Source organism: Bradyrhizobium sp. ORS 285, from assembly GCF_900176205.1.
In the GTDB taxonomy this organism is placed as follows: domain Bacteria; phylum Pseudomonadota; class Alphaproteobacteria; order Rhizobiales; family Xanthobacteraceae; genus Bradyrhizobium.
In genome coordinates this window covers 3692939-3702587 of sequence record NZ_LT859959.1, presented here as the reverse complement: position 1 = coordinate 3702587, position 9649 = coordinate 3692939, and the positions used below count along the sequence as shown (strand labels likewise).

General features: G+C 66.9%; 10 protein-coding genes. 6 read left to right on the top strand and 4 right to left on the bottom strand.

The features are described from left to right. The first annotated feature begins 94 nt into the window (after positions 1-94). The 3 genes from epmA to BRAD285_RS16615 are packed head-to-tail and all read left to right on the top strand — an operon-like array spanning position 95 to position 2529. A complete protein-coding gene (epmA, locus tag BRAD285_RS16625) occupies positions 95-1150 on the top strand; it encodes an EF-P lysine aminoacylase EpmA (RefSeq protein WP_006614773.1) in 1056 nt (351 codons plus the stop codon). Then, positions 1147-2241 carry a lysine-2,3-aminomutase-like protein gene (locus BRAD285_RS16620; protein WP_006614772.1) on the top strand — a complete coding sequence of 365 codons (1095 nt, stop codon included), beginning with the start codon at positions 1147-1149 and terminating at the stop codon, positions 2239-2241. The genes epmA and BRAD285_RS16620 overlap by 4 nt, the downstream gene beginning before the upstream one ends. Positions 2242-2277: 36 nt before the next feature. Continuing rightward, complete coding sequence (locus tag BRAD285_RS16615) at positions 2278-2529, top strand: hypothetical protein (protein ID WP_006614771.1); 252 nt, start codon at positions 2278-2280, stop codon at positions 2527-2529. Positions 2530-2581: 52 nt separating this feature from the next. On the opposite strand, the gene BRAD285_RS16610 is transcribed toward BRAD285_RS16615, so the two are convergent. From BRAD285_RS16610 to BRAD285_RS16595, 4 genes are all read right to left on the bottom strand, one after another. Beyond that, the gene (locus tag BRAD285_RS16610) at positions 2582-3667 is read right to left on the bottom strand and encodes a 3-deoxy-7-phosphoheptulonate synthase (RefSeq protein ID WP_006614770.1); all 1086 of its coding nucleotides are present in this window, start codon (positions 3665-3667) and stop codon (positions 2582-2584) included. 229 nt (positions 3668-3896) lie between these two features. Next, positions 3897-4484, bottom strand: a complete 588-nt coding sequence (locus BRAD285_RS16605) for an HdeD family acid-resistance protein (protein ID WP_006614769.1) — start codon at positions 4482-4484, stop codon at positions 3897-3899. A 126-nt stretch (positions 4485-4610) separates the two neighbouring features. After that, positions 4611-5639 (bottom strand): PrsW family intramembrane metalloprotease, encoded by a 1029-nt coding sequence (locus tag BRAD285_RS16600; RefSeq protein ID WP_006614768.1) that lies wholly within the window; start codon positions 5637-5639, stop codon positions 4611-4613. A gap of 173 nt (positions 5640-5812) precedes the next feature. Then, positions 5813-6046 (bottom strand): hypothetical protein, encoded by a 234-nt coding sequence (locus BRAD285_RS16595; protein ID WP_006614767.1) that lies wholly within the window; start codon positions 6044-6046, stop codon positions 5813-5815. A 282-nt stretch (positions 6047-6328) separates the two neighbouring features. Here BRAD285_RS16595 and BRAD285_RS16590 point away from each other — a divergent pair, with 282 nt between their 5' ends. The 3 genes from BRAD285_RS16590 to BRAD285_RS16580 all read left to right on the top strand — a co-directional run bounded on the left by BRAD285_RS16590 (position 6329) and on the right by BRAD285_RS16580 (position 9558). Further along, positions 6329-7477: a PLP-dependent cysteine synthase family protein gene (locus tag BRAD285_RS16590; protein ID WP_006614766.1), complete on the top strand. Its 1149-nt coding sequence runs from the start codon at positions 6329-6331 to the stop codon at positions 7475-7477. Positions 7478-7593: 116 nt separating this feature from the next. Continuing rightward, positions 7594-8823, top strand: a complete 1230-nt coding sequence (hemA, locus tag BRAD285_RS16585; RefSeq protein ID WP_035648445.1) for a 5-aminolevulinate synthase — start codon at positions 7594-7596, stop codon at positions 8821-8823. 156 nt (positions 8824-8979) lie between these two features. Then, a complete protein-coding gene (locus tag BRAD285_RS16580; RefSeq protein WP_006614764.1) occupies positions 8980-9558 on the top strand; it encodes a hemerythrin domain-containing protein in 579 nt (192 codons plus the stop codon). The last annotated feature ends 91 nt before the right edge of the window (positions 9559-9649 follow it).

Sequence of the window (9649 nt, the reverse complement as noted above, 5' to 3'; positions counted from 1 at the left end):
GGGCATGGCCTGGGCGCCGCGGGACGCGGGATGCGGTTTCGGCCGGCAACATACTGATTTTGTCCGGGGTTGCCAGCCTTTTGGCGATCCCGTGATGCCCCAGGAGCCATCCCCGTCACCCTGGTGGTCGCCGCAGCGGCACGCCGATGTCAGGGCGTTTCTGCAAGCCAGGGCCGCCATCACGCGCGCCCTGCGCGCCTGGTTCGAGGAGCAGGGTTTTACCGAGGTCGAAACCGGCGTCCTGCAGGTGTCGCCGGGCAACGAGACCCATCTGCACGCGCCGGCGACCGAGCTGACCGCGGCGGACGGAACCCGGCATCGGCGGTATCTGAGAACCTCGCCGGAATTCGCCTGCAAGAAGCTGCTGGCGGCCGGGGAGAGCCGCATTTTCGAGTTCGCCCGTGTCTTCCGCGACCGTGAGCGCGGCGACCTGCATCTGCCGGAATTCACCATGCTGGAATGGTACCGGGCGGAGGCGCCTTACGATGCGATCATGGCCGATACCGTCGTGGTCATTGCCCATGCGGCCCAGGCCACCGGAATCCGGCAGTTCGGCTTCCGCGGCCGCACTGCCGATCCCTACGCCGAGCCTGAGCTGCTGACGGTGGCGGGCGCGTTCGCGCGCTACGCGGGCATTGACCTCTTGGCCACAATCCGCGATCGCATGGGCGACCGCGATGCGCTGGCGGCTGCGGCCGCTGGCAAGATCCGGATCAGCGAGGACGACACCTGGTCGGACCTGTTCAGCAAGGTCCTGGTCGAGCATGTCGAGCCGCAGCTCGGCAACGGACGGGTCACCGTGCTGTATGAATATCCGTCGCCGGAAGCCGCGCTGGCGCGCGCCAAGGCCGGCGAGCTCCGGGTCGCCGAGCGGTTCGAGGTCTATGCCTGCGGCGTCGAGCTCGCCAACGGCTTTGGCGAACTCACCGATGCCGCCGAGCAGCGCCGGCGGTTCGAGCAGGAGATGGCGGAGAAGCAGCGGCGCTATGGCGAGCGCTATCCGCTCGACGAGGATTTCCTCGCCGCCGTGGCTCAGATGCCGCAGGCGAGCGGCGTCGCGCTCGGCTTCGAGCGGCTGGTGATGCTGGCGGCCGGCGCGGTCAGGATCGATCAGGTGGTGTGGACGCCGCCGGCAGGTGAGCGGCGATGAACCGGATCGAACGGCCCACGACCTTGCGCAGCGCGGCCGATCTGGTGGCGCAGGGCTTGGCTGCGCCATCAGAGCAGGAGGCGCTGGACCGGGTGGCGCAGCGCTATGCCGTGGCCGTGACGACGCATCTCGCCGACCTGATCGACAGCGACGATCCGAATGATCCGATCGCGCGCCAGTTCGTGCCGTCGGCGGATGAACTCGTAGCTGCGCCCGGCGAGCGCGGCGACCCCATCGGCGACGATGCGCATGCGCCGGTGCCGGGCATCGTGCACCGTTATCCCGATCGCGTGCTGCTCAAGCTCGTGCATGTCTGCGCGGTGTATTGCCGCTTCTGCTTTCGTCGCGAGATGGTCGGGCCCGGCAAGGACAATGCGCTGTCGGAGGACGCCTACCGCGGCGCGCTCGACTACATCAAGTCGCATGCCGAGATCTGGGAGGTCATCCTCACCGGCGGCGATCCGCTGATGCTGTCGCCGCGGCGGCTCAAGGAGATCATGGCCGATCTCGCCGCGATCGATCATGTGAAGATCATCCGCATCCACACGCGGCTGCCCGTCGCCGATCCCCAGCGCATCACGCCTTCGCTGGTGGATGCGCTGAAGGTGCAGGGAGCCGCGACCTGGGTCGCGCTGCATGCCAATCATCCGCGCGAGCTGAGTGCGGAGGTGCGCGCCGCCTGTGCGCGGCTGATCGACTCAGGGATTCCTCTGGTCAGCCAGTCGGTGCTGCTGCGCGGCGTCAACGACGATGCGGCGACGCTGGAGGCCCTGATGCGCGCCTTCGTCGAGACCCGCATCAAGCCGTATTACCTGCACCATGGCGACCTCGCGCCGGGCACGGCGCATCTGCGCACGACGCTTGCGGAAGGACAGGCGCTGATTCGGACGCTGCGCGGGCGGGTGTCCGGCCTGTGCCAGCCGGACTACGTGCTCGACATTCCCGGCGGCTACGGCAAGGCGCCGGTCGGGCCGCAATACATCACTGCCGAGGATTTTGTTGCGCAGGATCATGCTGCCGCTCTGCAAACGCGCTATCGTGTGGTTGACTATTGCGGCGAGGCGCACCTCTATCCGCCCGCTGGGGAATGAAGTGATCGGCTGATTCCGCTGACACGGAGGAGCAACATGAAGACACCTGCGATGAAGACATTTGCGATCGCGATGGGGCTCCTGATCCTGGTGGCCGACGGCGCCGTGCTGGCGCAGAGCGGCGGCATGAGCAGTGACTCGACGACGCAGGGCGCCAAGAAGCGCCGCCAGCCACGGCCGAGCGACCTGCCGAAGGCCGAGCAGGCCGACGAGAGCTCGATGAGCAATATGAGCAAGGAAGACCGCGAGCTCGATCGCAAGATCAAGAGCATCTGCCGCGGCTGCTGAACGTTCGGCTGCGGCGCGCGCGAGGCGCGCCGCTCGATTGATCCGCGATGCCTTAGGCCGAGCGCTCGCGCAGCGAGTCGCCGCGCTTCTCGCGCCGTGCCGTGACGGCGTCGGCCAACTGCTCGAGAACCTCCACCGTCGTGTCCCAGCCGATGCAGCCATCGGTGATGCTCTGGCCGTAGGTCAGCGGCACGCCCGGCTTGACGTCCTGGCGGCCGGCGACCAGATGGCTCTCGATCATCACGCCCATGATGCGCTGCTCGCCGTTCGCGAGCTGGCCGGCGATGTCGGCGGCCACGAGCGGCTGGTTTTCCGGCTTCTTGCTGGAATTGGCGTGGCTGGTGTCGATCATGAGCCGCGCCGGCAGGCCGGACTTGACCAGCTCGGCGGAGGCCTGCTCGACATGGGCGGCGTCGTAGTTCGGGCCAGCGCCGCCGCGCAGGATGATGTGGCAGTCCTCGTTGCCGGTGGTCGCCGCGATGCCCGAGCGGCCGCCTTTGGTCACCGCCATGAAATGATGCGGATGCGCGGCCGACTTCACCGCATCGGTCGCGATGCGGATGTTGCCGTCGGTGCCGTTCTTGAAGCCGACCGGGCAGGATAGTCCGGAGGCGAGCTCGCGATGGATCTGGCTTTCGGTCGTGCGCGCGCCGATTGCGGCCCAGGCGACGAGATCGGCGATGTATTGCGGCGTCGTCATGTCGAGGAATTCGGTAGCCGCGGGCAGGCCGAGATTGTTGACCGCCGACAGCACGTTGCGCGCCAGCCGCAGGCCCTTGTTAATGTCGAACGAGTTGTCGAGGTCGGGATCGTTGATCAGGCCCTTCCAGCCGACGGTGGTGCGCGGCTTCTCGAAATAGACCCGCATCACGATCTCCAGCCGGTCACTGAGGCGCTCGCGAAGGGCGGCGAGGCGGCTGGCGTAGTCGAGCGCGGCTTCGGGATCATGGATGGAGCAGGGGCCGACGATGACCAGCAGGCGGTCATCGCTGCCGGTCAGGATGGCGTGGATCGCGTTGCGCGCGGCCATGACCACGCGGGTGGCGGTGAGGGTGCGCGGAATCTCGCCCATCACCTCCACAGGCAGGCTCAATTCCTTGATTTCCTTGATACGAAGATCGTCTGTGGTGCTCAGCACGGCGGGCTCCTGAAGTCTTTCGATGGGCACCTGCCGGCACAAAAAAGCCGCCAGGTCTGGCGGCTTGTTCGGATATCTTGCTGCAATGTGTCAGATTGAGCGCGATCCTCCCGCCGCCAGCGAGCTGTCGTAGGTAAAGTACCAATAATAGCTGGTGGCGGCGTTGATCATGAACGTCCTATAGCGGCCGCGGCGCCGCTTGTCATCCCAAAAGTTGAAACTCGGGTCGTCAGGCGTTTCGGGCCGCCAGCGCCATGCCGATCATCGACAGACCGCCGAACAACAGGTTGATGCCGACGAGCAGGCCGATCGCCCACAGCGCCGTGCCCGGCAGGCCGGAAATGATGATGCCGGCAATGGCAATGTCGACGACGCCGGAGATCGCGAGCCACGACCAGCGGCCGGACAGTTCGCGCCGGTGCTCAAGCGCATACATGATCGTGGCGACGCCTTCGGCGAGGAAATAGACGCCGATCACGATCGTTAGCGTCACCGTGCCCTGGACGGGCTGCGCCACGAGAATGAAGCCGGCGATGATGGCGAGCAGGGCCGAGAGCAACGACCACCAGAAGCCCGGCATGCCACGCGCCCAGAAGGTGAGTGCGAGCCCTGCGATGCCCGAGATCAGGAACATCCAGCCGAGGAAGATCGTGACCGCCAGGCTGGCCAGCGGCGTGAGGACCATGGCGAGCAGGCCGAGCACGGCGAGCAGGATGCCCTCGATCAGGACCGCCTTCCAATGTGCGCGGACGGCCGCGCCCATCTGCGACCTCATGCGCTCGAGCTCCGGCGGGATCGTATCCTGGGGAAGGGTCATGCTCATCACTCCGGGCAAGGCCACGCGCTGGACGCCGTAACCGCCGCCCGTCAAGATGGCGAGGAACGGCGGCCGGAACAAGCGCGCCAGGCGCGTTTCGTTGCAATCGAGCCCTGCGGCGGGCGCCTAGGCGGTGGTCCGCATCCGATTGCGGCCGAAGATATAGATCGTCGTTGTGACAATCAGCAGGGCGACGCCGAGCAGGATCGCCGTAAGGCCCAGGGGCACCAGGACGCTGGCGATGTTACGGTCGGGATTGAGCAGCCAGTGCCGGATCGAGGTCAGCACGAAGCCGAGGCCGATGAAGCCGGCGGCACCGCCGAGCAGCAGCAGTGCCCACATCCGCCGCAGCTGGCTCAGCCGAGCCTTTGCCACCTCGGTCCGCGGCGTGTGGTGATGCGCCACGCGGCGCACCAGCCGGATCGCGAGCCCGATCGAGGAGAAGCCGATCAGGACGCTGACCGCGCCGAGCCAGAGCCGAGAGGTCGGATCCAGATTGGAGGCGCGCTGCAGCAGCAGCAGCGGATAGTCGAATGCCGCATGCAGCATCACCGGAGCGGCCAGCACCAGGGCCCAGCTCGACATCCGCGCCCCCTCGCGATTGTGTCGGTTGGCGCCGAGCGCGGTCGAGGTCCGGGCGATTGCGAGATAGGCGCCGGCGATGATGCCGAGCGCGCCGTGGAACGGCACGGTGAGCACGCTGCGCAGGATGGCGAGCGAGCGCCACATTTCGGCATGCTGGACGAGGTAGGCGAGGTTCTCGTACGCGGCGAAGCCGAGCCCGACCGCCGCGCCATAGAACACCGTGTCCATGGCATTGCCGACCTGCCGGCGCCGCGACCACAGCGCGGCGATCACGGCGACCTTGGCGATTTCCTCAGGCAGAGCGACGTTGAACAGCGCCCGGACGGCCTGCGCGATCCAGGGGTTCTCGATGGTCAATCCGACGTTCTGGAACGGGATCCGGACAATGCCGAGTAGCAGCACGCTGGCGGCGCCGAGCAGGAACGCGGTCCAGATCTTCAGAGGAGGTCCGGAATTATCGCCCGCCGCAACCACCAGCCACAGGATCAGCAACGCAGGCGCAATCGCCGCGGTTCCGACCACGGTGGCGAGCGCTTCGAGCAGGTTCATTTGCGACGGCAGGTAGGCCATGGTCTCCAATCGTCTCGTGCCGCTGGAGGATCCAGCCCTTCACCTCCCGCGCGGCATCACGGCGAGATCGGGAGCCGCGGGGCAGAATCCACATGTCGGTAAAAACGGCCGATCATCAAGGCATGGGATCACCGAGATGCCCTGCTGCCGCTTTCGGCCGCAGGGGTACCCGGTCAGCGGATCCGGGATCCGCCCGCAGCCTGATTGCCGTCACGCGCCGGCGTCTCCCGACGCGGCTCCGGGGTCCACGCATCGGTCCGAGACGGGGCCGGGGCCTGGGCGGTGGTCGGTGTCTCGACGCAGCTCAGCCGCGGCGTGGGATCGGCGACGCGCCGGCACTCCAGACCCTCGGCAAAGGCGGCCTGACTGACTGCGCACGCAATGACGACAAGCGGAAAAACTTTCATTGTGCCCCTCGTATGCAGGCCTTACGGCCCGTCATGCAACCCTCGACGAGATCCAGTCTATGGCAATGCAGCGCCTTAGTTCGCCCTGAAAGTGTGCAATTGTTTGGCCAATCTCGCCGAGATTCAAATTTCCTTGCCTCGACGTAGGTGCGAATGCGGCGCAATGCCCGCATCGGGGGCAACGGACACGCGGCGCGCGGCAGCTACCGCCCGTTCAGCATGCGCCAGGCCAGCCCGAGAGCGGGCTTGATGCGGCCAGGGGATCATGATCGGTATGCCCGCATGAACCAGCCGAGTCCGTTTCGCCCTGCCGAGCCCTGCCTGCCACGCTATCGCCGCGGCTGGGTCGACGACGCCGTCGCCGCCATCGAGGCGGACCAGTGCCGGACCGCCGACACGCACCTCATCCGCCTCATCGTTCCGGCGCTCGCCGGCATCGATATCTATCTCAAGGACGAGTCGACGCATCCAACCGGCAGCCTGAAGCATCGCCTGGCGCGCTCGCTGTTCCTCTATGCGCTGTGCAACGGCCACATCCGCGAGGGCACGCCGGTGGTCGAGGCGTCGTCGGGGTCGACGGCGGTGTCTGAGGCCTATTTCGCGCAGATGATCGGCGTGCCGTTCTATGCGGTCATGCCGCGTACGACCTCGGCGGAGAAGATCGCGGCGATCACGCATTACGGCGGCAATTGCCACCTGATCGACGACGGCCGCTTCCTCTATGCCGAAGCGGCGGCGCTCGCGGCCCGGCTCGGTGGCCACTACATGGACCAGTTCACCTTCGCCGAGCGCGCGACCGACTGGCGCGGCAACAACAACATCGCCGAGTCGATCTTCAACCAGCTGCAGGGCGAGCGCTGCCCGCTGCCGGAATGGATCGTGATGGGGGCCGGCACCGGCGGCACGTCGGCGACGATGGGGCGATATCTGCGCTACCGCCGCTTCCCGACACGGCTCTGCGTTGCCGATGTCGAGCATTCCGCCTTCTTCGATGCGTTCTGCAGCGGCGATTGCGCCAGGACCTGCGAGAAGCCGTCGTTGATCGAGGGCGTCGGCCGCCCCCGTTGCGAGCCGTCCTTCGTACCGGGCGTGGTCGACCGCATGATGAAGGTGCCGGATGCCGCCTCGATCGCGGCGATGAACGTGCTGACGCGCAAGCTGCGCCGGCCGGTCGGCGGCTCGACCGGGACGAACTTCCTGGCGCTGTGCCGGCTCGCGGCGGAGATGCGGCAGCAGGGGCAGACCGGCTCGCTGGTCACGCTGATCTGTGATTCCGGCGAGCGCTACCGCCAGACCTATTACGAGCCGCAATGGCTGGCGGGACGCGGGCTCGATCCCGCGCCGGTCGAGGCGGCGCTGTCGGCCTTCCTCGACACCGGCGCGCCGCTCGCGCTCGACATTCCCGACGCCGGCAATCCTCCCCATCCCTGATCTGGATCAACGATCGCCCGGCCGAACTGGGCTTTTGTCCGAGCCGAAACAGACCTTTAAAGGGGCGCTGGAACGCTGGCGTCGGGCCGCCGGGCAGGGGAAGGACGGATCAGGTGATGAACTACGACAGCTATTTCGACCGCGCCCTTGACCAGCTGCACAGGGAAAGCCGCTACCGCGTGTTCGCCGATCTCGAACGTCTCGCCGGCCGCTTTCCGCGGGCGATCTGGCATTCGCCGGAGGGGCCGAAGGATGTCGTGATCTGGTGCTCCAACGATTATCTCGGCATGGGCCAGCACCCCAAGGTGATCGGCGCCATGGTCGACGTTGCCGCGCGCATGGGGACCGGCGCCGGCGGCACCCGCAACATTGCCGGCACCAACCATCCGCTGATCGAGCTGGAGCGCGAGCTCGCCGATCTCCACGGTAAGGAAGCCGCGCTGGTGTTCACCTCCGGCTACGTCTCCAACGAGACGGGCATCTCGACCATCGCAAAGCTGCTGCCGAACTGCCTGCTGCTGTCGGATGCGCTGAACCACAATTCGATGATCGAGGGCGTCCGCAAGTCGGGCGCTGAACGGCAGATCTGGCGGCACAATGATCTCGCCCATCTGGAAGAGCTGCTGCGCGCCGCCGATCCGGACCGGCCGAAGCTGATCGTCTGCGAGAGCCTGTATTCGATGGACGGCGATGTCGCCCCCTTGCATCGGATCTGCGATCTCGCCGAGCGCTATGGCGCGCTGACTTACGTGGACGAGGTCCATGCCGTCGGCATGTATGGCCCGCGCGGCGGCGGCATCGCCGAGCGCGACGGGGCGATGGCCCGTATCGACATCCTCGAAGGCACGCTCGCCAAGGCATTCGGCTGCCTCGGCGGCTACATCGCCGCCAACGCCAACCTGATCGACGCCGTCCGGTCCTATGCGCCGGGCTTCATCTTCACGACTGCGCTGCCGCCGCCGGTCTGCGCCGCCGCGACCGCCGCGATCCGTCATCTGAAGACCTCGCAATGGGAGCGCGACCGCCACCAGGACCGCGCCGCCCGTCTCAAGGCCGTGCTGAATGCCTCCGGCCTGCCGGTGATGCCGTCGGACACCCACATCGTGCCGGTGCATGTCGGCGATCCCGAGAAGTGCAAGACGGCATCCGACCTGCTGCTGGCCGAGCATGGCATCTACATCCAGCCGATCAACTACCCGACGGTGCCGCGCGGCCTCGAGCGGCTGCGCATCACCCCGTCGCCGTACCACGACGACGGCCTGATCGATGCGCTGGCCGAGGCGTTGGTCGATGTCTGGGACCGGCTCGGCCTGGTGCGAGCCCCGCAGGCCCTGGCGGCGGAGTAGGCCGCCGGCTGTCCTGTCGATTGTTCTCCTGGCCTGTCAGATGACCCTGTCAGTTTGATCTGCCGCAATGCCGCCCGCGCCCGCGCGGGCGTAGTCTTTTGCGATCAGGGGAGCATGCCGGCTCGGCAGAACCCGGCCCGGCGCAAAGAGGCAGCCATGGCAAAGATCATCGAAGCGCTGCTGCAGGAGCACCAGAACCTCGAGAAGCTTCTTTCGGTGCTCGAGCACGAGTTGGAGCTGTTCGATCATAATCGGCGGCCGGACTACGACATCCTTCAGAGCATCATCGCCTATTTCGAGGACTATCCGCAGCGCTGCCATCATCCCAAGGAGGAGATGATCTTCGGCAAGTTGCGCGCGCGCGATCCGGCGGCGGCCGCCACCTATGGCGATGTCGACGACGAGCACGAGACCGAGGCACAGCGGCTGCGCGGCTTTGCCGATGCCGTCAACGCCGTGCTGTCCGACCAGGAGATCCTGCGCGAGAGCTTCCACGCCGCCGTCCTCGAGTTCATCGACAGCCAGCGCGAGCATCTGCGCAAGGAGGAGACGCTGCTGTTTCCGGCAGCCTTGCGCGCCCTGCAGCCGGAGGATTGGGCCGACATCGACGCCCGCATGTCCGACCGCAAGGACCCGCTGTTCGACGGCGACGTCGCGGAAAAATTCCACAACCTCGAGCGGACCATCCTGCGCTGGGAGCAGGAGGCGGAGCAGGCGCGCGCTGCTGCGAGCTGAGGGACACCGAGCTGAGGGACACTTGGCCTCACGGACGCTTTGTCTCAATTGCACAGGAAATCCAGGGGGCTATAGTTCCCGATCGTTGGGG